The organism is Variovorax sp. 679, from assembly GCF_003952185.1.
Taxonomy (GTDB): Bacteria; Pseudomonadota; Gammaproteobacteria; order Burkholderiales; family Burkholderiaceae_C; genus Variovorax.
In genome coordinates this window covers 123,518-147,196 of record NZ_RXFS01000014.1, presented here as the reverse complement: position 1 = coordinate 147,196, position 23,679 = coordinate 123,518, and the positions used below count along the sequence as shown (strand labels likewise).

19 protein-coding genes are annotated in these 23,679 nt (G+C 67.3%); 9 read left to right on the top strand and 10 right to left on the bottom strand.

All coding sequences use genetic code 11. The features are described from left to right. Nucleotides 1–132: 132 nt before the first annotated feature. Together EJO71_RS29860 and EJO71_RS29855 are read right to left on the bottom strand one after the other, a co-directional pair. Complete coding sequence (locus tag EJO71_RS29860) at nucleotides 133–705, bottom strand: methylated-DNA--[protein]-cysteine S-methyltransferase (protein ID WP_125952162.1); 573 nt, start codon at nucleotides 703–705, stop codon at nucleotides 133–135. Between the two features lie 126 nt (nucleotides 706–831). Beyond that, on the bottom strand, nucleotides 832–2,166 hold the full coding sequence (locus tag EJO71_RS29855) for an aminotransferase class III-fold pyridoxal phosphate-dependent enzyme (protein ID WP_125952163.1): 1,335 nt from the start codon (nucleotides 2,164–2,166) through the stop codon (nucleotides 832–834). Between the two features lie 72 nt (nucleotides 2,167–2,238). On the opposite strand from EJO71_RS29855, the gene purU reads away from it, so the two are divergent. Next, nucleotides 2,239–3,105, top strand: coding sequence for a formyltetrahydrofolate deformylase (gene purU / locus EJO71_RS29850; protein ID WP_125952164.1), 867 nt, complete (start codon nucleotides 2,239–2,241; stop codon nucleotides 3,103–3,105). Nucleotides 3,106–3,147: 42 nt separating this feature from the next. Here the strand turns inward: purU and EJO71_RS29845 are convergent, their stop codons facing one another. The 4 genes from EJO71_RS29845 to EJO71_RS29830 all read right to left on the bottom strand — a co-directional run bounded on the left by EJO71_RS29845 (nucleotide 3,148) and on the right by EJO71_RS29830 (nucleotide 9,963). Further along, nucleotides 3,148–3,522 carry a YXWGXW repeat-containing protein gene (locus tag EJO71_RS29845; protein ID WP_125952165.1) on the bottom strand — a complete coding sequence of 125 codons (375 nt, stop codon included), beginning with the start codon at nucleotides 3,520–3,522 and terminating at the stop codon, nucleotides 3,148–3,150. Between the two features lie 135 nt (nucleotides 3,523–3,657). Beyond that, complete coding sequence (locus tag EJO71_RS29840) at nucleotides 3,658–4,977, bottom strand: GDSL-type esterase/lipase family protein (protein ID WP_125952166.1); 1,320 nt, start codon at nucleotides 4,975–4,977, stop codon at nucleotides 3,658–3,660. A 65-nt stretch (nucleotides 4,978–5,042) separates the two neighbouring features. Next, nucleotides 5,043–8,336 carry a carboxyl transferase domain-containing protein gene (locus tag EJO71_RS29835; RefSeq protein WP_125952292.1) on the bottom strand — a complete coding sequence of 1,098 codons (3,294 nt, stop codon included), beginning with the start codon at nucleotides 8,334–8,336 and terminating at the stop codon, nucleotides 5,043–5,045. Between the two features lie 13 nt (nucleotides 8,337–8,349). Beyond that, complete coding sequence (locus EJO71_RS29830) at nucleotides 8,350–9,963, bottom strand: AMP-binding protein (protein WP_125952167.1); 1,614 nt, start codon at nucleotides 9,961–9,963, stop codon at nucleotides 8,350–8,352. Between the two features lie 85 nt (nucleotides 9,964–10,048). Here EJO71_RS29830 and EJO71_RS29825 point away from each other — a divergent pair, with 85 nt between their 5' ends. The 3 genes from EJO71_RS29825 (at nucleotide 10,049) to EJO71_RS29815 (ending at nucleotide 15,385) form a co-directional block, all read left to right on the top strand. Then, nucleotides 10,049–10,741: a TetR/AcrR family transcriptional regulator gene (locus tag EJO71_RS29825; RefSeq protein ID WP_125952168.1), complete on the top strand. Its 693-nt coding sequence runs from the start codon at nucleotides 10,049–10,051 to the stop codon at nucleotides 10,739–10,741. A gap of 28 nt (nucleotides 10,742–10,769) precedes the next feature. Continuing rightward, nucleotides 10,770–12,026: a branched-chain amino acid ABC transporter substrate-binding protein gene (locus tag EJO71_RS29820; protein WP_125952169.1), complete on the top strand. Its 1,257-nt coding sequence runs from the start codon at nucleotides 10,770–10,772 to the stop codon at nucleotides 12,024–12,026. Nucleotides 12,027–12,166: 140 nt separating this feature from the next. Beyond that, nucleotides 12,167–15,385 (top strand): cytochrome P450, encoded by a 3,219-nt coding sequence (locus tag EJO71_RS29815; protein ID WP_125952170.1) that lies wholly within the window; start codon nucleotides 12,167–12,169, stop codon nucleotides 15,383–15,385. 28 nt (nucleotides 15,386–15,413) lie between these two features. Here EJO71_RS29815 and EJO71_RS29810 read toward each other — a convergent pair whose 3' ends face one another. Continuing rightward, nucleotides 15,414–16,058, bottom strand: a complete 645-nt coding sequence (locus EJO71_RS29810) for a hypothetical protein (protein WP_125952171.1) — start codon at nucleotides 16,056–16,058, stop codon at nucleotides 15,414–15,416. 192 nt (nucleotides 16,059–16,250) lie between these two features. On the opposite strand from EJO71_RS29810, the gene tssI reads away from it, so the two are divergent. From tssI to EJO71_RS29785, 5 genes are read left to right on the top strand one after another with little or no spacing between them, the layout of a single operon-like run. Then, entirely contained in the window at nucleotides 16,251–18,539 is a 2,289-nt protein-coding gene (tssI, locus tag EJO71_RS29805; protein ID WP_125952172.1) for a type VI secretion system tip protein TssI/VgrG, read from the top strand. Continuing rightward, nucleotides 18,532–19,698, top strand: a complete 1,167-nt coding sequence (locus EJO71_RS29800; protein ID WP_164546926.1) for a DUF2169 domain-containing protein — start codon at nucleotides 18,532–18,534, stop codon at nucleotides 19,696–19,698. The genes tssI and EJO71_RS29800 overlap by 8 nt, the downstream gene beginning before the upstream one ends. Continuing rightward, nucleotides 19,695–20,042 (top strand): PAAR-like domain-containing protein, encoded by a 348-nt coding sequence (locus tag EJO71_RS29795; protein ID WP_125952174.1) that lies wholly within the window; start codon nucleotides 19,695–19,697, stop codon nucleotides 20,040–20,042. The genes EJO71_RS29800 and EJO71_RS29795 overlap by 4 nt, the downstream gene beginning before the upstream one ends. After that, nucleotides 20,042–21,196, top strand: coding sequence for a hypothetical protein (locus tag EJO71_RS29790; protein ID WP_125952175.1), 1,155 nt, complete (start codon nucleotides 20,042–20,044; stop codon nucleotides 21,194–21,196). The genes EJO71_RS29795 and EJO71_RS29790 overlap by 1 nt, the downstream gene beginning before the upstream one ends. Then, nucleotides 21,193–21,618, top strand: coding sequence for a hypothetical protein (locus tag EJO71_RS29785; protein ID WP_125952176.1), 426 nt, complete (start codon nucleotides 21,193–21,195; stop codon nucleotides 21,616–21,618). Before EJO71_RS29790 ends, EJO71_RS29785 begins: the two co-directional genes overlap by 4 nt. 57 nt (nucleotides 21,619–21,675) lie before the next feature. Here EJO71_RS29785 and EJO71_RS29780 read toward each other — a convergent pair whose 3' ends face one another. From EJO71_RS29780 to EJO71_RS29770, 3 genes are all read right to left on the bottom strand, one after another. Continuing rightward, nucleotides 21,676–22,455 carry an alpha/beta fold hydrolase gene (locus tag EJO71_RS29780; protein WP_125952177.1) on the bottom strand — a complete coding sequence of 260 codons (780 nt, stop codon included), beginning with the start codon at nucleotides 22,453–22,455 and terminating at the stop codon, nucleotides 21,676–21,678. Between the two features lie 86 nt (nucleotides 22,456–22,541). Further along, a complete protein-coding gene (locus EJO71_RS29775) occupies nucleotides 22,542–23,177 on the bottom strand; it encodes a TetR/AcrR family transcriptional regulator (protein WP_093206448.1) in 636 nt (211 codons plus the stop codon). A gap of 38 nt (nucleotides 23,178–23,215) precedes the next feature. Next, nucleotides 23,216–23,656 (bottom strand): phasin family protein, encoded by a 441-nt coding sequence (locus EJO71_RS29770; protein ID WP_125952178.1) that lies wholly within the window; start codon nucleotides 23,654–23,656, stop codon nucleotides 23,216–23,218. Nucleotides 23,657–23,679 lie beyond the last annotated feature (23 nt).

Genomic DNA, 23,679 nt, shown 5'->3' with positions numbered 1-23,679 from the left:
CATCCAACGCTCGATGTGTTCTTCCATCTCCGTCTCCTCGTTCTGGAATGAGGAGACGGAGCGTGAAGCGTTTGCCGCCTTCTGTCAAAGCAGAAGAAATACCTCGTCGATTTTTTCGACGGCCTTTTTCATTCAGAACGGAAGCAACATCGTTGCTGACTTCTCGACGCGGCCAGCGGGCTTCGCATCGACTGCCGGCAGCGCGCCCTCGTGCTGCAGCAGTCGCTGCTTGCGAAAGACGCCGCCGGCATAACCCTTGAGGTCGCCGTTCTTGCCGATCACGCGATGGCATGGCACGACGATGCTGATCGGGTTCGATCCGTTGGCTGCGCCCACATCGACGGCCGCGCGCGGATCGTCGAGGCCCAGTTGCTTTGCGAGCTCGCCGTAGCTGGTGGTGCGGCCCGCCGGAATACGGCGAAGCGCGGCCCACACCTTCTGCTGCAGCGCATCGCCCAGCGTGGCGACGGGCAGTGCCTCGATGGCGGCGAGGTCGCCATCGAAGTAGCGGCCGATGGCATCGGCCAACGCCTGCGGCGCTGCGCCTTCGCTGAGCTCCACCTCGTCGTCGTGCAGTTGCCGCAGGAGGCGATGCAGGCGGGCGCGGTGGTCCGCGAAGTCGAGCGCATGAAGCGCGCCGGCGGTGTCGGTGACAAGGAGCAGTTCGCCCAGCGGCGAATCGAGACGGCTCAGTTGAAGCTTCATGATCGTGTCCTCCAATGAAAGAAGGCGGCGGGGCCGCGAACATCTGCATGTTGCGCGTTCCCCGCCGCCTTCACTGGCCGTATCCGGACATCGATCTCCGGCCGACCGCCGGCACCGTTCTCCCGCTCAGGCGTGCGCCTTGATCGAATCCGCCAGCGTGTTCACCAGCGTGTCGATGTGCGACTTCTCGACGATGTACGGTGGCGCGATCACCAGCACGTCGCCAGCGGGCCGCACCAGCGCGCCCTTGTGGAAGCAGTCGAGGAAGATCTCGTAGGCGCGCTTGCCCGGCGTGCCCGCGATGGGCGCGAGCTCCACCGCCGCGGCGAGGCCGAGGCTGCGGATGCTGATGACGTTGGGCAGGCCCTTGAGCGTGCTGTGGAATGCATCGCCCAGCACCTTGCCCATTTCGCCTGCGCGCGCGAACAGGTTCTCCTGCTTGAACAGGTCGAGCGTGGCGATGGCCGCGGCGCAGGCCACCGGGTGGCCCGAGTAGGTGTAGCCGTGGAAGAACTCGACCACGTGCTCGGGCGCGTCGGTCTTCATCATCGCGTCGTAGAGCTTGTCGCGGCAGATCACGCCGCCCAGCGGAATGACGCCGTTGGTCACGCACTTGGCGAAGTTCAGCATGTCGGGCACCACGCCGAAGTAGTCGGACGCGAAGTTGGTGCCCATGCGGCCGAAGCCGGTGATGACCTCGTCGAAGATCAGCAGGATGCCGTGCTTGTCGCAGATCTCGCGCAGGCGCTTCAGGTAGCCCTTGGGCGGCAGGTACCAGCCGGCCGAACCGGCCACCGGCTCGACGATGATCGCTGCCACGTTGCTCGGGTCGTGCAGCGGCAGGATGCGCGTCTCGAGCTCGACCAGCGGGTCTTCGGCCCACACCGGCTCCTCGTTGTGGATGTAGGCGTGGTTCACCGGGTCGTGGATGAAGCGCATGTGGTCCACGCGCGGCAGGAAGGCCGAGCCGAACACCTTGCGGTTGCCCGGAATGCCGCCCACCGACATGCCGCCGAAGCCCACGCCGTGGTAGCCCTTCTCGCGGCCGATGAACACGTTGCGGTGGCCCTCGCCGCGCGCACGGTGATAGGCCAGCGCCACCTTCATGGAGGTGTCGGCGGCTTCCGAGCCCGAGTTGCAGAAGAGCACCTTGTTGAGGTCGCCGGGAGCGAGCGAGGCGATCATCTCCGCCGCCTTGAAGGCCTTGTCGTTGCTGACCTGGAAGGCGGTGGCATAGTCGAGCGTGTCGAGCTGCGTCTTGATCGCTTCGTTGATCGGCTTGCGGTTGTGGCCCGCGCCCACGCACCACAGCGAGGAGATGCCGTCGATCACCTTGCGGCCGTCGTGGGTGGTGAACTCCATGCCGTCGGCCGCGACGAACACGCGCGGATCCTTGCGGAAATGACGGTTGGGGGTGAAGGGCAACCACTGGTTGTCCATGTTGAAGTCCTGGTAGGCCATGTCTCGCTCCTGCGGTTGGTTATCTGGGGAGGAAAATCGCGATTCTGGCACCCCTGCGACAATCCCACCCCGATGACGACCTCTACGCCTACTTCGCCCGCCTACATCCTGAACCTCTCCTGCCCCGACCGGACGGGCATCGTGCATGCCGTCTCGGGCTTCCTGCTCGAGCGCGGCGCCAACATCGAGGAGGCGGCCCAGTACAACGACCACGACACGGGCCTGTTCTTCATGCGCGTGCGCTTCGCCTGCGGCGACCACAGCGAGGCCTCGCTGCGCGAGGGGCTGAAGACCTTCGCCGCCGGCTTCGGCATGACGCTGCAGCTGCATGCCGCGGCCGAGCCGATGAAGACGGTGATCCTGGTCAGCAAGGAAGGCCACTGCCTCAACGACCTGCTGTTCCGCTGGAAGAGCGGCCTGCTCGCCATCGACGTGCGCGCAATCATCTCGAACCACCGCGACTTCTACCAGCTGGCGGCCAGCTACAACGTGCCCTTCCACCACATCCCGGTGACGTCCGCGACCAAGGCACAGGCCGAGGCGAAGCAGCTGGAGATCATCGAGGCCGAGGGCGCCGAGCTCGTGGTGCTCGCGCGCTACATGCAGATCCTGAGCGACAACCTGTGCCGCAGCCTATCGGGCCGCGCGATCAACATCCACCACTCGTTCCTGCCCAGCTTCAAGGGCGCCAAGCCCTACTACCAGGCGCACGACCGCGGCGTGAAGCTGATCGGCGCCACCGCCCACTACGTGACGGCCGACCTCGACGAGGGCCCGATCATCGAGCAGGACGTGGCTCGCGCCGACCACACCGACACGGTGGAAGACCTCACGGCCCGCGGCCGCGACACCGAGAGCCAGGTGCTGGCACGCGCGGTGAAGTGGCACAGCGAGCACCGGGTGCTCCTGAACGGGCACCGCACCGTCGTCTTCCGCTGAAGTACTCCGCCGGCCACGACGACCGGCGGCTCCTGAAATCCATCAGTTGCGATACGGGTTGTTCGGACGACGGTCGTAGCGATCCGGCACGCCGTCGCCGTCACGGTCCCAGCGACCGCCGCTGTACACCCAGCGTCCGCCGTCCTGGCGCCACTCCGGCGGACGGTAGGCATAGCCGGGCCGTGCGCGCACCCAGCCGCCGCCGATCCACACGTGGCGGCCGCCACGCCACTCGTAATGCCCCGGCGCCCACACGTAGCCGCGGCGCGGCGGCGGAACGCGCTCGTAGCGCGGCGGAGGCGGCGGCACCTGGATGGTGACCACGGGCTGCGCCTGCGCGGCAGTGGGAACGGTCAACGCACCCACCGACAGAAGCGATGCGGCGCCGACGGAAAGAGCCAATGCGAGTTTTTTCATGAAGAGCTCCTCATGAGCTGTTGGAGGAGCCTTCATGCTGCCCAGCCCGTGTGAACCTCCTGTAAGCGATGCGCGAAGTCTTGTGTAAAGCTGTGACGCGCTTTTGGGCCTCTTGCGAGCGCTCACTAGCGGCGCTCACTCCTGCAATTCGCGCAAATCGATGGCCGCGGCCATCGCCGCATGACCGGCCTTGTTGGGATGCAGGTGATCGCCCGAATCGAAGAGCGGGTTCAGCGCCTGCGGGTCTGCCGGGTCGCGCAGGGCGGCATCGAAGTCGACTACGCCGTCGACGTCCTGCCGGCCGCGGATCCAGCGGTTCACGCCCTCGCGCATGGCCTCGCTCGCCTCGCTCCAGTAGGGCGTATTCCTGAATGGCGGCACCGTGCCCAGCAGCACCTTCAAGCCCTTGGCGCGTGCCTGCTTCACGAGCTGCTCCAGCCCTTCGCCGATGCGCGCGGCCGTCGCCACGTCGTGCTGCTTCATCTCGGCGCCGGGCACGTTGGCAAAAACAGCGCGGCCGATGTCGTTGGTGCCCAGCAGGATGATCGCGTGCGTCGCGCTGCTCTGCCGCAGGGCATCGCGTTCGAAACGCGAAAGGCCGCTGGGCCCGATGCCGTCGGCCAGCAGGCGGTTGCCGCCGATGCCCATGTTGAGCACCGCGACGTCCTGCCCTGCCGGCTGCGTATCGCGCAGGCGCGTGGCCAGCATGTCGGGATAGGACCCGAGCGTGGCTTCCGCGCCGCCCGCGGTGATCGAATCGCCGAATGCCACGATGGTGCGAATGGACTTGGTGGTGAGCACGTCGAGCCCTGTCACGATCTGGTTGAGCGGCAGCGGCGTCGGGTTCTTCAGCATCGGCGTCCTCACGGCGTTGCCGGGTGTCATCCAGGTCGTGCCCGGCTCCTGCAGGGCGACCGTCGCAAACGGCGTGGTGCGATCGAAGAAGGCGCTCACGACCACGGTCTGCCCCGCCTCCACCGGCAGGTCGATGCCGTCGCTCCAGGCATCGGCGCCCGGGGCGATGGTGAGGCTGGTACGGCCACCGAAACGCAGCACGCGCAGCGTGGCCGGCGAGAAGGCATCGGCGCCGGTGCCGCGCGCCGCACTCGCCGCGGCAATGCGCAGCGGCGTCTTGCCGAAGCGGTTCGAGAAGCGGATGCGGATGCGCTCGCCATCCAGCGACAGTTCGACCTTCTGGCGCAGCGTCTGCCCGCGCAGGTCATTGCCGGCGGGCAACGAACGGCCGGTGTTCGCGGGGGTCGCGGCGACCTCGCGGAAATCGAGCGGCGCCACCGCCCAGCTCGCGACCCAATGCGCCTCGGCGGGCTGCCGCGGACGCCCGTCGGGCGTGACGGCATGCACGCCAAGGGCAATCAACGCGAGGAAGAAGGCAGCCACCCAGTGCGCGACGGCCACGTCGCGAAGGCAGGCTGCCCAACGGGAAACCAGGTTCATGCACGCAAAGCGAACCAGTGTACGGAGCCACTGTTTCCCCGCGCGTGACGAGGTCTAAAGACCCGTTACCAGGTGTCTACATACGCGACGGCCGCGCCTTGTGCCTTTGTGGCCGAAGAGAGGCCGCGCACCAGCCAGGTGCGCGTTTCCGCCGGGTCGATCACCGCGTCGATCTCCAGCGTCTGCGCCATGTGGATCGCCTCGCCGTTCTCGTACTGCTGCGCCACCAGCTTCCTGAACAGCGCGTCGCGCTCGGCCCCCTCGGGCGCGGCGGCCAGCTCCTTGCGGAAACCCAGCCGCACGGCGCCTTCCAGCCCCATTGCGCCGAATTCGCCGGTGGGCCAGGCCACGGTGAAGACCGGTGCATCGAAGCCGCCTGCCGTCATCGCCTGCGCGCCCAGGCCGTAGCCCTTGCGAAGCACCACGGCGAAGAACGGCACGCGCAGGTGCGAGGCCACCATGAACATGCGGCACACGTGGCGCACCTGCGCCTGCGCCTCGATGTCGGGCCCCACCATGAAGCCGGGCGTGTCGCACAACGAAACAATTGGCAGGCCGTGTGCATTGCACAGCTGCATGAATCGCGCGGACTTGTCGGCCGCCTCCACGTCGATCGCGCCGCCAAGGTGATGCGGGTTGTTGGCCATCAGGCCCACCGGCCGGCCCTCGATGCGCGCGAGCGCGGTGACGATGCCCGCGCCGAAGCCCGCGCGCAGCTCGAGCAGCGAGCCGGTGTCGGCCACGCCGCGCATCGCGGCGCGCACGTCGTACACGCGAAGACGGTTCTCGGGCACCACGTGGCGCAGCGTGCGCGGGTCGGCGCATTGCCAGTCGGTGGTCGCGCCCTGGAAGTACGAGAGGTACTGCTTCGCCGCGGCGACGGCGGCAGCTTCGTCCTCCACGAGGATGTCGATCACGCCGTTGCGCGACTGCACGCTGCTCGGCCCGATCTGCTCGGGCGCGAAGGTACCGAGCCCGCCGCCCTCGATCATCGCGGGGCCGCTCATGCCGATGTTGCTGCCTTTGGTGGCGATGATCACGTCGGCGCAGCCCAGCAGCGCCGCGTTGCCCGCGAAGCAGCGGCCGTGCACGATGCCCACCACCGGCACCTTGCCCGAGAGCGCCGCGAACTGGCTGAAGGTGTGGTTGTTCAGGCCGGCCACGATGGGCATGTCGGTATCGCCCGGTCGCCCGCCTCCGCCTTCCGCGAACAGCACCACCGGCAGCTTGAGCTGATGCGCCACCGCCAGCAGCCGGTCGGTCTTGTGGTGGTTGCGCATGCCCTGCGTGCCGGCCAGCACGGTGTAGTCGTAGGCCAGCACCGCGCAGCGCGATGCCTCGGCGCCGAACTGCTTTGCGTTAATGCTGCCCAAGCCCGTGACCATGCCGTCGGCCGGCGTGTTGACGATCAGGTCTTCCAGCGAGCGGCGGCGCGTCTGCGCGGCGATGGCGAGCGCGCCGTACTCGATGAAGTTGCCGGGGTCGGACGCGGTGTCGCAGAGGTCGGCGATGTTCTCGCGCGCCGTGCGCCCGCCCTGCGCATGGCGCTTGTCGACCGCGGCCTTGCGGTTCTCATCGAGCGTGTACGCGTGCCGATCGATCACCTTCCGCAGGTCGGGCCGGATCGCATCCAGGTCGTGCTCGGCACGGGCCTCGGCCTGCACGGCCTGCGCATCGACCGCCTCCAGCTGCACCAGCGACTGCCCCTCGACGAGGTAGTCGCCGGGCGCGGCCAGCAGCGCAACGACGCGGCCGGCCACGGGCGCGTGCAGCAGGTGTTCCATCTTCATGGCCTCGAGCACGCCGAGCTGCGCACCGACCGGCAGCACGTCGCCCACCTCGACCTCGAACTGCACGAGGCGCGCGGGCATCGGGGCCTTGACGGTCAGCTCGTCCGAATCGTCATCGGCAACGGGCAATGGTTCCGCGGGCGCAGCCACCGTCTTTCTCGCCTGCTTCTCGAAGGCCGCTGCGGCAGCGAGCAGATCGCCCAGGTGCGCCTCCACGAAGCGCGTGTGCACTGCCTGCGTCGCGAACTCCGGCCGTGCCGCGATGGCACGCAGCAGCGGCAGGTTGGTGGCGATGCCGTCGATGTGGCATTCGTCCAGTGCGCGTAGCGAGCGGCGCAGCGCGTCCTCGAAGCGTGGCGACGGCGAATGCACGATGAGCTTGGCGAGCAGCGTGTCGTAGTGCGGCGAGGGCGCGAGGCCCGCGTAGCCGTGCGTGTCCACGCGCACGCCGGGGCCCGAGGGCAGCTCGAAGCGCGCGAGCGTGCCGCCCGAGGGACGGGCATTGCCCTGCGCGTCGAGCGTCTCCGCATTGATGCGCCACTGCACCGCGAAGCCGCGCTGCGGCACGGTCCGGTCGACTTCCACGCCGAGCGCTTCCAGCGACTGTCCGGCGGCCACGGCGACCTGCAGCTGCACGAGGTCCAGCCCCGTCACTGCTTCCGTCACGGTGTGCTCGACCTGCAGGCGCGGATTCGCCTCGATGAAGACGAAGGGCAGCGTCGCCGATGCGGCATCGACAAGAAACTCGAAGGTGCCGAGCCCGCGATAGCCCACCGCCTTCGCCATGCGCAACGCAGCCTGCGTGACCTGCGCACGCAAGGCCTCGGGCAGCGAGGGGCTGGGCGCGATCTCCACCAGCTTCTGGAAGCGCCGCTGCAGCGTGCATTCGCGCTCGCCGAGGCTGGCCACGGCCTTGCCGTCGCCCAGCACCTGCACTTCGATGTGGCGCGCATTGCGCATCAGCCGCTCGACGTACACGCCGTCGATACCGAAGGCCGCCTTGGCCTCGGACATGCAACGAGCATGCGCCTCGGGCAGGTCTTCTGCGTTCAGCACCGCGCGCATGCCGCGCCCGCCTCCACCGCCGATGGCCTTGACCATCACGCCCGCGCCCTGCGCATGCTGCTCGGCGAAGAAGGCCTGCGCCTGAGCGAGCGTCACCGCGCCGGTGCTGCCGGGCATCACCGGCACGTCGCACTCGGTGGCCAGTGCACGCGCCCGCGCCTTGTCGCCGAACAGGCCGAGCTGCTCAGGGGTCGGGCCGATGAAGACGAGGCCCGCGTCCGCACATGCCTGCGCGAAATCGGCTCGCTCGCTGAGAAAGCCGTAGCCGGGATGTACCGCATCGCAGCCCCGGGCCTTCGCCACGGCGATCAGCGCCGCGACATCGAGGTACGCCGAAGGCCCGGTCGCATCGAGCGCCACGGCCGTATCGGCCAGCTGCGCATGCAGCGCCGCAGCCTCGTCGCGCGCATGCACCGCCACGCTGGCAATGCCCAGGTCGCGCAGTGCGCGCACCAGCCGCACGGCGATCTCGCCGCGGTTGGCAATCAGAACTTTGGAGAACAGCAAACGGAACCTCTCAGCTTTTGTCTTTGAGCAGACGGCGCAGCACCTTGCCCGCGCCGGTGGTGGGCAACGCGTCGATGAAGCTCACCGCGCGCGGCGCCTTGTAGCTCGCCATGTTGTCGCGCGACCATGCGATGAGCGCGTCGGCCTCGAGCGCGGCGCCTTGCTTGCGCACGATGAAGGCCTTCACGACCTCGCCCTTCTCCGCATCGGGCTGCGCAATGACCGCCGCCTGCGCCACCGCCGGGTGCTTGATGAGGATGGTTTCGACCTCCTCGGGGAACACGCTGTAGCCCGAGACCTTGATCATTTCCTTGAAGCGGCCGATGAAGGTGAGGTAGCCGTCGGCGTCGATCTTGCCCATGTCGCCCGTGTGCACCCAGCCGTTGCGCAGCGTGGCGGCCGTGGCCTCGGGCTTGTTCCAGTAGCCCTTGAACGAGCCGGGGCTGGTGAGCACGATCTCGCCGACCTCGCCCGCAGGCATGTCGGCTTGTGTATCGGTGTCGATGATGCGGATCGTCACGCCCGGCACCGCAATGCCCTGCGTGCCCCAGCGCGGCGCGTGATGCGGCGTGTAGGTGTCGCATGTGTGGGTTTCGCTCAGGCCGTAGGCGGCCTCGAACGAGGTGCAGTTCGGCGCATGCGAGCGCCACTGCTGCGCCAGCGGCTCGGTGAAGGTGATGCCGAAGCTGGTCACCGGGTTCATCTTCAGGCTCGACAGGTCGAAGCTCGCGATGTCCGGCACCTGCATGCATGCCACGTTCATCGGCGCGATGCTGTACCACCAGCTCACCTTGTAGCTGGCGACGGCCTGCAGCACGGCGCGAGGGTCGAAGCGGTGCATCAGCACCGAGGTTGCGCCGCTGAGCACCGGCACGTTGACGCCCATCAGCATGCCGGCGATGTGATACAGCGGCGCGATGGACAGCAGCACGTCATCGGGCCCCACGCCGTTGCAGTCGGCGGCCGCACGCGTCTTGAAGAGCGCGTTGCCGTAGCTCAGCATCGCGCCCTTGGGCAAGCCCGTGGTGCCCGAGGTGTAGGTCATGAGCGCCACATCGTCCATGTCGATGGCCACGGGCTGTGGCTTCGCATCGCTGCGCATCACGGCCAGGAAGTCTTCGCAGCCTTCGGGCACGCTGCGCTCGATGTTGCGCTCCGCGGCCAGTTCGGCCGGCAGGTCGAGCGAGGACGGGTCGGGCAGCAGGTCGGCGTAGTGCACCACGAACACATGCTCGAGCGCGCTCTCCGGCTGCACCTTGCGCACCACCGGCAGCAGCGGCGCGGCCGCGACGATCACGCGGGCCTTCAGGTCGTTGACCTGGTAGGCCAGCTCGTGCTCCTTGTTGAGCGGCCCGCTCGGGCACACGATGGCGCCGATCTTCTGGATGCCGAAGTGCGCCACCAGGTACTGCGGGCAGTTGTTGAGAAAGAGCACCACCGGCTCGCCCTTCTTCACGCCCAGTGCCTGCAGGCGCGCAGCGAAGGCATCGCTCGCGCGGTCGAGTTCGGCCCAGCTCATCGCATGGCCGTACCAGAGGCAGGCGGTGCTGCCGCCACGCTCGCGTGCGTGGGTGCGCAGGTACTCGTGCAGCGGCTGCTGCGGGCGGTCGGGCAATGTCTCCATGGCGTCACTTTCTCAGGGTTATCGATAGCCGCCTGCACCGGGCAGGCGCTTGCCAATGGTGCATGGTGCACGAACAATCCTACCCATGGGTATAACTTCCGCGACACGGCACAAACCCTCTGGAGACCACCAGAGCGACACGACGGCGCAGCCGCACCTTCCCCAGGGCACCGGCCGCCAGCGCGCGGCCACGCAGGGCACCGACCTTCAGCGCGAGCGCATCCTGCAGGCGGCCGCGCAGCTCTTCGCGGCGCAGGGCTACGCCAACACCACCATGGCGCAGATCGTGCGCGACCTGGGCGTGACCAAGCCCTTCGTGTACTACTACTTCCGAGACAAGCAGGAGATCTTCGAGACGCTGTCGTGGCGCCCGGCGGTCGACTGCTTCACCGCGCTCGACTTCGCCGCCACCGATCCGCGCCGCGCAAGCGAGAAGGTGCTCGAAGGCATCGAGCGGCTGATCCGCGCGACCGTCTCGCACCACCCGGTGGCCTTCTTCCCCTACCGCGAGCCGCAGGTGTACCGCCCCGAGTACATCGCCGCGCAGAAGAAGCTGGCGCATCACTTCTACGACCTGCTGTGCCCGCTGCTCGAGGAGGCACGGCGCGACGGCGACCTCGACTTCGACGAGACCAAGATCACCGCGCTCGCGGCCTGCAGCCTGCCGGGCTTCCTCTACAGCTGGTACCGCCCGGGCGGGCGCCTCTCGCCCGACGAAGTCGTGGCCGAGCTCACGAAGCTGGCAAGCCGCGTGATCGGGCTGCGAACGAAGAACTGAAGACAACAACCTCCGGAGACAAACCATCATGAAGTTCAGCAAAGCGCCATTGGCGCGGATCGCCCTTGCCTGCCTGCTGGCCACCGCCGGCGCCGCGCACGCCCAGCAGCAGGCCTACAAGATCGCCTACATCGACCCGCTCTCGGGCCCCTTCGCCAACGTCGGCGAGCTGATGCTGATGCACACCCAGTACGCCATCGAGGACATCAATGCGAAGGGCGGCGTGCTCGGCGGCACGAAGCTGCAGCTGCTGCAGTTCGACAGCAAGCTCTCGGCGCAGGAAAGCCAGAGCGCGCTGCAGGCGGCCATCGACCAGGGCGCGAAGGCCATCGTCACCGGCGGCTCGGGCTCCTCGGTGGTCACGGCGCTGGTGCAGTCGGTGGCGCGCTGGAACCAGCGCAACCCGGGCAAGGAGCTGATCGTGCTGAACCACTCCTCCATCGACCCGGAGATGACGGGCAAGGGCTGCAGCTTCTGGCACTTCCAGACCGAGGCCAACACCGCGATGAAGATGAAGGCACTGGCCAACTACATCAAGAAGACGCCCGACGTGAAGAAGGTCTACCTGCTGAACCAGGACTATGCGCACGGCAAGCAGTGGGCCAGCTACGGCCGCCAGCTGGTGGGCCTGGCGCGGCCCGACATCCAGTTCGTCGGCGAGACGCTGCATCCCATCGGGCGCGTGAAAGACTTCGCGCCCTACATCGCCAATGTGAAGCAGAGCGGCGCCGACTCGGTCATCACCGGCAACTGGGGCCAGGACATGACGCTGCTGCTGAAGGCCGCGGGCGACGCGGGCTACAACCTGCGCTACTTCAACCACAGCGCAGGCTCGGTGCCGGGCACGGTCACGGCGGTTTCGCAGGCGAAGCTGGGCCAGCTGACCTGGGTGGCCGAGTGGCATCCGGGCGAGGCCGACACGCCGAAGGTCGATGCGCTGGCCAAGGCCTACAAGGCGAAGACCGGCAAGGACTTCCTCGCGCCGCGCATCGACATGACGCCGCGCCTGCTGGCCGCCGCCATCAACAAGGCCGGCTCCACCGACACCGTGAAGGTCGCGCACGCACTCGAAGACCTGAGCTTCGACTCCGTCGTGGGCCCGGTGCGCATGCGTGCCGAAGACCACCAGCTGCTGCTGCCGCAGGTGGTCAACACCATCGTGCCGGTGGACGGCAAGACGGTGAAGACCGGCTGGGAGGGTACGAACTACGGCTTCCGCACCGATGCGGTCTATACCGGGAACGAACTGGCGCAGGGCACGGAATGCAGGATGGCTCGGCCCTGAACACTTCCTTCGCAACTGCTGAAGAGGACGGGGCCTTGTAAGGGAAACCCCGTCCTGCCTGCCGCCTGTGCCGTCGGGATACTCCGGAAGTCAAACCCCGGATATCAGAGGCGGGTCCATTCCAAAGGCACAACAAGACCATGGCAGGCAAAAACTCGCTCTACCCGATCCCGCATCCGGCGAAGAAGCCCTTCGTCGGGAACCTGCTGTCGATCGGGTCCGACTCTCCCGTGCTCGACATGTGGAAGATCGCGCAGGATCTCGGCGGCATCTACTGGCTCGACATGCCGGGCATGCCGGTGATCGTGGTGTCGTCGCCCGCGCTGGTCGACGAGCTCTGCGAGGAGCCGCGCTTCGACAAGAGCACGCGCGGCGCACTGCGCCGGCTGCGGGCAGCTTCGCACGGACTGTTCACTTCGGACACGCACGAGGAGACCTGGTCGAAGCCGCACAACATCCTGCTGGCCAACTTCAGCCAGCGCGCGATGCAGGCCTACCACCCGATGATGCTGGACATCGCGGGGCAGCTGGTCACCAAGTGGGAGCGCCTGAACTTCGACGAAGAAGTGGACGTGGTGCGCGACATGACTGCGCTCACGCTCGACACCATCGGCCTGTGCGGTTTCGGCTACCGCTTCAACTCGTTCTACCGCGAGGGCTTTCACCCTTTCGTCGATGCGATGGTGCGCACGCTGGAGACGGTGCAGAACCGCCGCGGCCTGCCGCTCGAAGAGCTGATGCTGAAGAAGGAGCTCGCGCAGCAGCGCAAGGACATCCGCTACATGCACAAGATGGTGGAAGACATCATCGAGGAGCGGCGTGCGAGCGGGGCCGACATCGCCACCAAGCCCGACCTGCTGAGCTACATGATCGCGGGCGTGGACAAGAAGAGCGGCGAGCAGCTCACCGACAAGATGATCCGCGACGAGTGCATCGAATTCCTCATCGCGGGGCATGAAACCACCAGCGGCCTGCTGTCCTTCGCCATCTACTTCCTGCTGAACAACCCCGAGGCCATGGCCAAGGCGCAGGCCGAGGTCGACAACGTGTTCGGGCCCGACACCACGCAGAAGCCCACCTACGCGCAGGTCAACCGCCTTCAGTACGTGATGCAGGTGCTGAAGGAATCGCTGCGCCTGTACCCGACCGCGCCCGCGATCTCGATGCGCGCCAAGGAAGACACGAAGATCGGCGGCCAGTACACGATCAAGAAGAACAACATGGTCATCATGCATGCGCTGGCGCTGCATCGTGACAAGGGCATCTGGGGCGAGGACGCCGACCGGTTCAACCCCGACAACTTCAGCCGCGAGGCCGAGCGTGAGCGGCCGGTGAATGCCTTCAAGCCCTTCGGCAACGGGCAGCGCGCCTGCATCGGGCGGCAGTTCGCCCTGCAGGAGGCGGTGCTCACGCTGGGCATGATCCTGCAGCGCTTCAACCTCGTGGACCACACGGGCTACAAGCTGAAGATCAAGGAAGCGCTGACGATCAAGCCCGAGAACTTCAGGATCAAGGCGCTGCTGCGCGACCCGGCCACGCGCCCGCGCGGCAACATGACCGACGCGGCCGCCGCCCCGGTGCAGCCCGTGCAGGCTGCCGCGCGCAAGCCGCAGGCTGCGCGCCATGGCACCTCGCTGCTGGTGCTGCAGGGCTCCAACCTCGGCACGGCCGAAGACCTCGCGCGCCAGCTGGCCGAGGCCGGCGAGATGCGCGGCTTCTCCACGCAGCTGGCCTCGCTCGACGACTATGCCGAGCGGCTGCCGGCCAACGGCGCGGTCGCCATCGTCTGCGCCTCCTACAACGGCGTGGCGCCCGACAACGCAGCCGAGTTCCACCGCTGGCTCGACAAGGCCGACGATTCGCTCAATGGCGTTCGCTTCAGCGTGTTCGGCTGCGGCAACACCGACTGGGCCGCCACCTACCAGGCCGTGCCGCGCCGCATCGACGAGCGGCTCGAGGCGCTTGGCGCCACGCGCGTGCACCCGCGCGGCGAAGGCGATGCGCGCGAGGACATGGACGGCGCCTTCCAGGACTGGAGCGACGCGCTCTGGCCCGAGCTGGTGAAAGCCTTCGACATCAAGACCGGCGCCGACACGCCCGTGCAGAGCGAGCCGCTCTACACGCTGGAAGAGCTTCCGCCGCCGCAGAAGAACGCGATCGTCGATGCGCTGGGCGCGGTGGCGCTGCGGGTGATCGAGAACCGCGAGCTGCAGAGCGGCGGCAACGGTGAAGCCGGCCGCTCCACGCGCCACGTCGAGCTGATGCTGCCCGAGGGCCTGGTCTACCGCGCCGGCGATCACCTGAGCGTGGTGCCGCGCAACAGCCCCGCGCAGGTCGAGCGCGCGATGGCGCGCTTCGGTTTCGACCGCACGGCCCACGTACGGCTGCACGCGGCCGCGGGTCGCAAGGCGGCGCTGCCGGTGGAACAGGTGGTCGCGGTCGACCGCCTGCTGGGCGACTACGTCGAGCTGCAGGACGTGGCCACGCGCAAGCAGATCGCCACGCTCGCCGCCTACACCGAGTGCCCGTTCACCAAGCCCAAGCTGGTGGCCCTGTCAGGCAGCGACGAGGCCTCGCAGGCTGCGTACAAGGCCGACGTGCTGCACAAGCGCAAGTCGCTGCTCGACCTGCTGGAAGAACACCGCGCCTGCCAGGTGCCGTTCGCCGTATTCCTGGAGATGCTGTCGCCGCTTTCGCCGCGCTACTACTCGATCTCGTCGTCGCCGACGATGACGCCGGGCAGGTGCAGCGTGACGGTGGGCGTGGTGAGCGGCCCGGCCAAGTCGGGCATCGGCACCTTCGAAGGCGTGTGCTCCAACTTCCTGGCGCGCGCGGAAGCCGGCGACACGGTTCACGGCGTGGTGCGCGAGACCACTGCCGAGGGCTTCAGGCTGCCGGAGGACGCGGGCAGGCCGCTCATCATGGTCGGCCCCGGCACCGGGCTCGCGCCGTTCCGCGGCTTCCTGCAGGAGCGCGCTGCGCAGGCCGAGGCAGGCCATGCGCTCGGCGAGGCGCTGCTCTTCTTCGGCTGCCGCCATCCCGAGCAGGACTTCATCTACGCCGACGAGCTCCAGGGCTGGGCGCATCGCGGCCTGATGAAGCTGCACACCGCGTTCTCTCGTGCAGGCGAACGCAAGGTCTATGTACAGGACCTGATCCGCGAGCAGGCCGCCCACGTATGGAAACTGCTGGAGGCCGGCGCGGTGGTCTACGTGTGCGGCGACGGCTCGCGCATGGAGCCCGACGTGCGCCGCACGCTGAGCGACCTCGCGCGCGAGCACGGACACGACAGCGCCGCGTGGATGGACAAGATGATTGCCGACCAGCGCTATGTGCTGGACGTGTGGGCGGGCAGCTGAAGGCGCAGTCCCGAGGGTCTGGCGGCGCTCAGGCTTCGAGCGCCGGTTCGCAATAGTCCTTCAGGGTGCCGCGCACGCACCAGCCGTCGGGCGTCAGCGCCATCACCTTGTCGGAGAGGCCGTGCGGCCCGGCCTCGGCCCTGACACCCATGGCGGCTCGGCACATGCGGCCCAGCGCCTCGGTGGCCGAGACGATCTCGCCGCGCTTCTCGAAGCTCGCCCCGCTGTCCATGAAATAGACCGCGTCGCGGCTCGGCACCACCGCGATCAGCTCGCCCTCGAACTCCTGCGCAAGCTGCTCCCAGAGGTCCGGCAGCAGCAGCATGCAGGCCTCGAAGCCGTCGCCCGCGACGAGCGCCTTGTAGAGGCCGAAGTCCCGCGTGCCGACATTGGGCGCCACGAGCAGCAGCATGTTGTCGATGGCCAGCTCGTACATCGACTGCGGGTCGAGCCCTGTCTCCACCATGCCTTCTCCGGTCAGCGTGACGAACTGCGCGGGCGTATCGACCGCGAAGGTCACCAGCAGGTCAGAGCCGTCGGCCAAGGGATAGGCCACGGGCGCATGCGCCTCGCGGTCGCCGCCGCGCGCCTCGACCTGCTCCAGCATCGGGCGCATCGACTCCAGGAAGCCGACATGCTTGATGCGGGGGTAGACAGGCGGCAGGCTGTGCATGGTGCCGCTATTGTTTTGGGCGGGCCGGAGATGCCGCAAGTGACGGAAGTCATGGGTGGCGGGCTTCTCCTGCGAAACACTTCACGGAGCCACGGAAATACTCGATCTGCAGCAATCTATCGTCTTACTGGTGTTTCATACTCGAATTGCTACGATTTGCTTCGTCAGCCAAGAACATCAGGGAGAGATTTCATGCCTGTCGGCGCAGCGCAGCTTGCGCGTGTCCTTACCGCCTCCTCGTCCGCCATGCCCACGCTCGGCAACGCGCCGGCGCTGGAGCCCATCGCCATCGCGGGCGACGAAGGTCTGAGCAGCCTGTTTCGCTACACGCTGACGCTGGCCACGCCCGAGCAGCAGGGCTACAACGAACGCCAGGCGGCCAATGTCGCCGTCAAGCAGCTGGTCGGCGAAATGATGTCCGCGCACATCGTGCTCGACGGGCGACCGGGCTCGGGTCCGCAGCAACGCCACATCTCGGGCCTGGTCACACGCGTGCGCTTCCTGCGCCTTGAGAACCGCCGCGCGCTCTACGAGGCGGTGATCGAGCCATGGCTCACGCTCGCAACGCGCACGAGCGACTACCGCATCTTCCAGAACCAGAACGTGCTGGACATCGTCAAGGCCGTGCTCGGCAAGTACAGCCTGCCGTTCGAGATCCGGACCACCCACGGCTATCCGCCGCGCGAATTCCAGGTGCAGTACGGCGAGAGCGACTACGACTTCGTCGCGCGGCTGCTGCACGAATGGGGCCTGTACTACTGCTTCGAGCACGAAGAGAACAGCCACAAACTGGTCATCGTGGACGAGATGGCCTCGCACCAGCCCTTCGCCCACGAGGGCTACCAGACCATCCCTTTCCATCCGGCGGACGCAACCGTGCGCGAGGAGCGCTGCGATCGCTTCAATGCCTGCGAGGAACTGCAAAGCGGCCGCTGGGTGACGGACGACTTCGACTTCAAGCGCCCCAGGGCCGAACTGCAGCAGATCAGCACGATGCCCCGCAAGACCGCGCAGAACAGCTGGGAGCGCTACGGCTGGCCGGGCGATTACGTCGTCGAGTCCGAAGGCGAACAGCTGGTGCGCACGCGCATGGAGGAAGCCGGCAGCCTGGGCGAACTCGCCACCGGCTCGGGCAACCTGCGCGCGGTGGTGCCGGGATGCCTGGTGACCCTGGAGCGCCATCCGCAGAACGAATCGAACCGGCAGTACCTCGTCACGCATGCGCATCTGCTGCTCCAGGACGTGGGCGATGCGAGTTCGCAGCAGGAGTTCGAGTGCCGCGTCGACTTCGACGTGATTCCGGCGAGCAAGGTCTTTCGCGCACCGGCGCCGCCCGTGCCGAGGCCACGCACCACGGGTCCGCAGACAGCCATCGTCACGGGCCCGGCCGGCCGTGAGATCTGGACCGACGAATACGGCCGCGTGAAGCTGAGCTTTCACTGGAACCGCTATTGCACGAAGGACGAGAACAGCTCGTGCTGGGTGCGCGTTTCCTCGCCCTGGGCCGGCGCCAACTTCGGTGGCATCCAGATCCCGCGCATCGGGCAGGAGGTGATCGTGGACTTCGAGAACGGCGACCCGGACCGCCCCATCGTGACGGGCCGCGTCTACAACGCCGACAACATGCCACCCTGGACGCTTCCCGACAACGCCACGCAGAGCGGCCTGCTCACGCGCAGTTCCGAAGGCGGCAGCGGCGCCAACGCCAATGCCCTGCGCTTCGAGGACAAGAAGGGCGCCGAGCAGGTCTGGCTGCACGCCGAGCGCAACCAGGACATCGAGGTCGAGCATGACGAGACCCACTTGGTGGGGCGCGACCGAAGCAAGAAGGTGGGCCGCAACCAGATGGCCACGATCGGCATGGCCTACATGCACAACGTGGGCCTCGCCAAGATGGTGAACATCGGGCTGGCCTACTCCTTCAACGTCGGCATGCTGCGCAACACCGTCGTGGGCATGATGGACAACACCATGGTCGGCAAGACGAAGACCACCAAGGTCGGAGAGAAGTACCTGCTGTCCGTGGGCGGCGACAAGGGCAGCCACATCGAGATGGACGGCAAGACCATCTCGCTGCGTGTGGGCGCATCGGTGGTGCAGCTCAAGGCCGACGGCTCCATCGCGGTCACGGGCAAGAAGATCAACATCACGGCGCAGGGCGACGACGTGACCGTCAACGGCGAGCACATCTGGCTCAACCCCATGGGCGGCGGCGCCGCACTGCAGCCCGAGGCGGTGCCGACCGCGCCGCCGGCCGAGCCTCCGGGCAGCCCGCTCGCGAGCCTTGGTGCGCTGATGGGCGGCAACCCCGCCGACCTGCTTGGCAAGGCGGGGCAACTTGCATCGATCGCCCAGCAGGTGGCCGGAGGCGGCGGTGGCGAGGCGGCGGGTCATGCGACGCAAGTTCTCGGTACGGTCACGGCGGCAGCCTCCGCCGGTGTCGGAAAGCTGGTGGCGGACAAGGACGGCACCCGTGGCTGAGCCCGCACCGCCGATCCCCGTGCCGCGCCTGAAGCAACTGCGCAACGGCACCTCCTTTCCGCACTTCCAGTTCGACAAGATGGGCAAGGGCCGACGCTTTCACGACGTGGTGGTGGTGTGCGCGAGCTTCGTGCTCGCCCCCGGCCGGCTCGAGCCGGCGGCCTCGCACCATGGCCCGGTGTTCGCCGACGAGCCCTGGGATGTTGCACACCCGACGCTGTCCAGCCTGCGCGAAGCGACCGACGTTCTGCTGCGGAAGCCGGGCGCCGACGTTTACGTGACGGGTGCCGCGCGCGCCCTCGACTGGACGCCGCGAAGCGAATGGCACGCGGAGCTGCTGGTGCACAGGCAGTGTGAACCGCTGCTGAAAAAGACACTGCGCCTGACCGGTCCGCGTCAGTGGAACTGGCATGAGGACGCCGCGCAGCGCAGACTTTCCGATCCGCAGCCCACGCTCGCGGTGCCGCTGCGCTACGAACTCGCCTACGGCGGGTGGGGCTTCGACAAGGGCGATGACGAATCGGCCCCGCCCCGCACCCACGCGGCCAACCCCTGCGGCAGCGGATGGTTCGGCAGTGCGGCCCGCGAAGAGCATCCCGGCGGGCGCCACGGCACCGGCCAGCCGTTCTACGGGCCACAGCTCGAGCACGCTGCGACGGCGCTGCAACATGCCAACCAGGAGGATGCACGGCCTGCCGGCTTCGGCCCCGTCGCGCGCTTCTGGCAACCGCGCGTAGCGCTGGCCGGCACCTACGACGACGCCTGGCGCGAGCGCAATGCCGGACAGCCCTACATGGACTATGCCGACGATTTCGACGAACGCTTCTTCCAGTACGCCCCGGCCGACCAGGTCGTGGCCGGCGGCCTGCGGGGCGACGAATCCTTGCTCATGAGCGGTTTCTTCGCCTCGACGCCCCGCATCGAGGCCGAACTCCCACGCCTGTGGATCGAGGCGCTGTGCAGGAACGGGGCCGGCGCCGAGCGCAGCGAAGCCATGAAGCTCGACACCGTGCACGTCGACCTCGACGAGATGCTCGTGCACCTGACCTGGCGGCTCACGCTCGACCAGGCGCTCGACACGGTGGCGGTCGACCTCTTCGACCGCCCGGTCGCCGAGGCAGCCGCGGGCAACGGTACGCCCCAGGGAGTGCCCGCATGAGCGCCGAAAAGCACATCGCGGATGCGGAGTCGCAGTTCATGGTGGTCAACGTGGCGCCGGACTTCTGCATCGTCGGCACCCAGGTCGTGCCCTTCGACATCGTGTCGATCCTTCCGCCGGAGAAAGCGGCCTACTCGCGCACCGTGTTCGCACGCGGCGAGAAGGTGCTGATGGTCGACAGCATCGTCAAGGGCGTGGCGGGCAACGCGGGCAGCGGCGTGCGCTCGGGTGTCTCGCTCGGCGCGGGCAACGTGAAGATCATCTCGGGCTCGCAGACAGTCTTCGTCGAGAGCCGACCCGTGGCCCGCCACGGCGATCTCTGCGAGATGAACGGAGCGGCCTGATGGGTTCGATGCCCGACGACAAGAAGACGCTGGGGCAGGTGCTGCCCACGTCTTCTTCGTCATCGTCGCCCTTCAACAGCAACGGCACGCTCGGCAGGGTGCTGACCTTCGAGGTGCCCAAGGGGCCGATGCTGCGGCGCAAGCCCGGTATCTGCAGCGAGCGGTACGAACGGGAAAAGGCGGAGTTCGAAAAGATTCCGTGGTACGAGCGGATGTGGAGCGGCACCGGCCGCGACGCGCGCCTGGAGCCGACCGACGCACTGCAGTCGGCCAAGACGTTCCAGCGGGCATGCGAACAGATGCCCGACGAGATCCCGAAGTCGGCGCTGGACGACAAGCTCCAGCAGCTGAACGACCACTACAGCGGCAAGAATCCCCTGCAGCCCGAACAGTCTCTGGAGCTGAAAAGAAGGACATCCTTCCTGCAGGACGTCTACACGCCGGGGCCGCGCTGGGAGAACAGCATTTCCGGCGCCGAGAGCGCCTGGTTGAGCGAGCAAAACCTGCGCTTCGGCAACTCGCTGGGCATCGCCTTGCTGGGACCGATCTTCGGTGCTCCTGGAGCGGCCACGCGTGTGCTCGGAGGGTCGGAACAGCAGGTTGCAGCGGCCAATCAAGTCGGTGCCGCCGCATTCGACATGGCTGCTGCGCATGTGGGTCTTGGTGGGAAAAGGCCTGCTCCCGAGCCTTTGCCGAAACCGGGGGTCGAAGTGGTGCGTGGAGCACCTCTCGAGCCGGGCATCAGACCATCGCCGGGAGTCGTCGTGAAACGACCGGCGAGCAACTTCGGGGCGCCGCTTTCCTCAAGGCACAGCATCCGTAGCGTGCGGCAAGGGGGCCTCAAGAAAGGCCAGAACACGGTCGCCGAACCCGGCATCGACATGAAGAGAGACGTCGATGCCATCAACGCCGGTCAGGGAACCAGGGACGGCAACTTCTATACAGTCAACGGTCGAACATACGAATTGATCCGAGGCGACCACCTGGTTCCTTCCAGCGGCCCGGGCTTTCATTCGCTCAATCGAGGGGAATTCGATGCACTGGGAATCTTCAACAAGTTCGGAGACACCCCTCAGGCCTTCGGTTACGCGACGAATGCCGCTGGCGAAGCCGGGGCAAACAGGGCCTTGAGTATCTGGAGACTTGGACAATGATCTGGTTTGACGCTGCGCTGGAACAGGATGTTGGCGCTGAACCCCTGCGCCGCGGCCTATCGACCGTCCTTGAGGTCGATCACGACTCCGTGAAGGTGGTGCACGACATCACCGAGATGAGAAGTGACGATCCTGCTACGTGCCTGGTCGATTCGCGATCAGGAGAAGCGTTCTCCCAGATCATTTCTATCTATCTGACGATCCCCATCCCCGAGGGCGGCATTCTGGATGGTGCCAGTCGCCTGGCGAAACTGCTTCAGGTCCGACTGCTGCTGGCGGATGACGAAAGCCAGGATCCGTACGCGTTCGTCCTCGTGTCAACGGCAGGATCGATGACCAAGGTTGAAGTGGATGCAGAGGAACTGGATTTGAACGACCGCTACGTGATCTTTGAGCCCAATGGCAATTCAGCCAGCACGTGACAGCGCAGTCATTGGCCGCACGTCCCGGACCTGACAAGAACCACCAGCCAGGTCTTGTCAGGCGTCCCGATCCGGATCCGGATACACCAGCGGCCCCAGCACCCCGCGGTTGAACGGCTTCCACTCCCCTTCAGGCTGCGCCAGCCGGTCCGCCAACGCATAGAGCACCGCCGGGTGCGCCCCCAGCCCCAGGTGGCTGGCGATGACTTCGATGTTCTCCGACTGCGGGCCCGTCTTCTCGATGCTGCAGCGCCATGCGACGACGCCGTCGGTGCGGCTGAAGATCGATGTGGTCGGCACGGGCGGCGTGGGCTGCACGAACTTCATGCGGCGCGGGTCGTGCGAGCTCTGGCCGCTCACGCCCTCGTACACGCGCCATGCGTTGGTGGCGCGCGGGCTGCCCGAGAAGGGGCTGCCCAGCGTGATGACGTTGCGGATCATGTGCGAGTAGGAAGACGCCAGCATCCGCGCATACACACCGCCCAGGCTCCAGCCGATGACGCTGACCTTCTGGCCGCTGCTGTCGTGCAGGCTCTTCAGCAGCTCGACCATGCCGTCTTCCACGCCTTCGCGCGGGCCGAAGTTGCGGCCCTGGCCCCAGCCGTGGGCGTCGTAGCCGCGGCTGCAGAGGTAGCGGCGCAGCAGCAGCGTGGAGCCGTCGCCCGCCACGAGGCCCGGCAGCACCAACACCGGATGCCCGTCGCCGCGCGGCGTGAGCTGCAGCAGCGGCCACATGGCGAGGCCGGCACCGGTCTCCCATAGCGCACGGGCTTCGGCCAGCAGCAGCAGGCGCGAGGGCGGCGTGATGTGTTCCTTGGCGTAGGTGGCGGTGGTCATTCTGGATGGCTCCTTTGTGGTTTTTATCTGCTTCGGTACGAACATGAGGCCGGCAGAGTCAATGCCCCGTCGGACGACAGCGACATTTATCCGAGGTATTTGGCCCTCAGGTAATCAAGATAAGCCCTCGATTCGCCGGAAACATACGGGGAAACCAGCGTGAGTGTGTAGAAAGCCGCGAGACCGGGGTCGGCCTGCGCCAGCGCGTCGCGCCCCGGCACCAGCCGCTCGAACGAGAGCCAGCAGGTGGTGGTGAAGACCATCTGCAGCGCCAGGATGCGGGCCTGCTCGGCGCTGGTCTCGATCACACCCGAGGCCACCAGCCCTTCGCACAGCGTCTGTGCGGCCAGCAGGTTCTGCGCGGTCAGGGCCTGCGCGCGCTGGCCCAGCGAGGGGTATTCGCTGGCCAGGAAGGCCATGTCGCGATAGATGAAGCGGTATTCGTCGATGGCCTCGAAGCGCAGGTGCAGCGCGAGCCAGAGGTCGTCGATGGCCGCGATGGATGCCGACGAGCCGTTCAGGGCCTCCAGCCGCTGCTCGAAGCGCCGGAACAGCCATTCGACGATGAGCTGCTTGGCCTTGAAGTGGTAGTGCAGGTTGCCGGGGCTGATGCCCAGTTCGGCTGCGATCTTGTGGGTCGACACGGCCGCGAGGCCTTGCGCGTTGAACAGCGCGAGGCTGGCCTGCAGGATGCGGTCGCGCGTGGTGTTGGAGCTGGCCACAACCGGGTTGCCGCTGCTGCGCTGTTGCCTGTTGTCGCTCAGCGTTTGACGCCACGGCCACGGGGAGTGGCGGTGCCGGTGGAGCCTTCGAGTTGCGCCACGCGTTCGCGCAGCTGCGCGACCTCGTCGCGCAGGGCCTGCACTTCGTCGGCGCCGGGGATGCCCAGGCGCTGCAGCGCGGTGGCGACACGCTGGTCGAACACGTCCTCGAACTTGCGGATGCCGAAGCTGTCGAGGCCGAGGCTGGGAACCTTGCCGTGCCCGATGCCGAGCAGGCCTTCGATCACGTTGGCCTGGCGCTTGGCGACGTCGTTGCGCACGTTGTCGAGCGCCTTCAGGCCGGCGCGCAGCAGGACCTCGGCCTTGCCGGGCTCCGCGGGCTTCTTTGCCGCCGCGGGCGCCTTCCTGGCAGCCGGCTTCTTCTTCGCAGGCGCCGCCCTCTTCTTCAACTTTGCAGTTTCGTCAGGACGGGTCGCCATGCAGTGCTCCAGATACCGGAAAA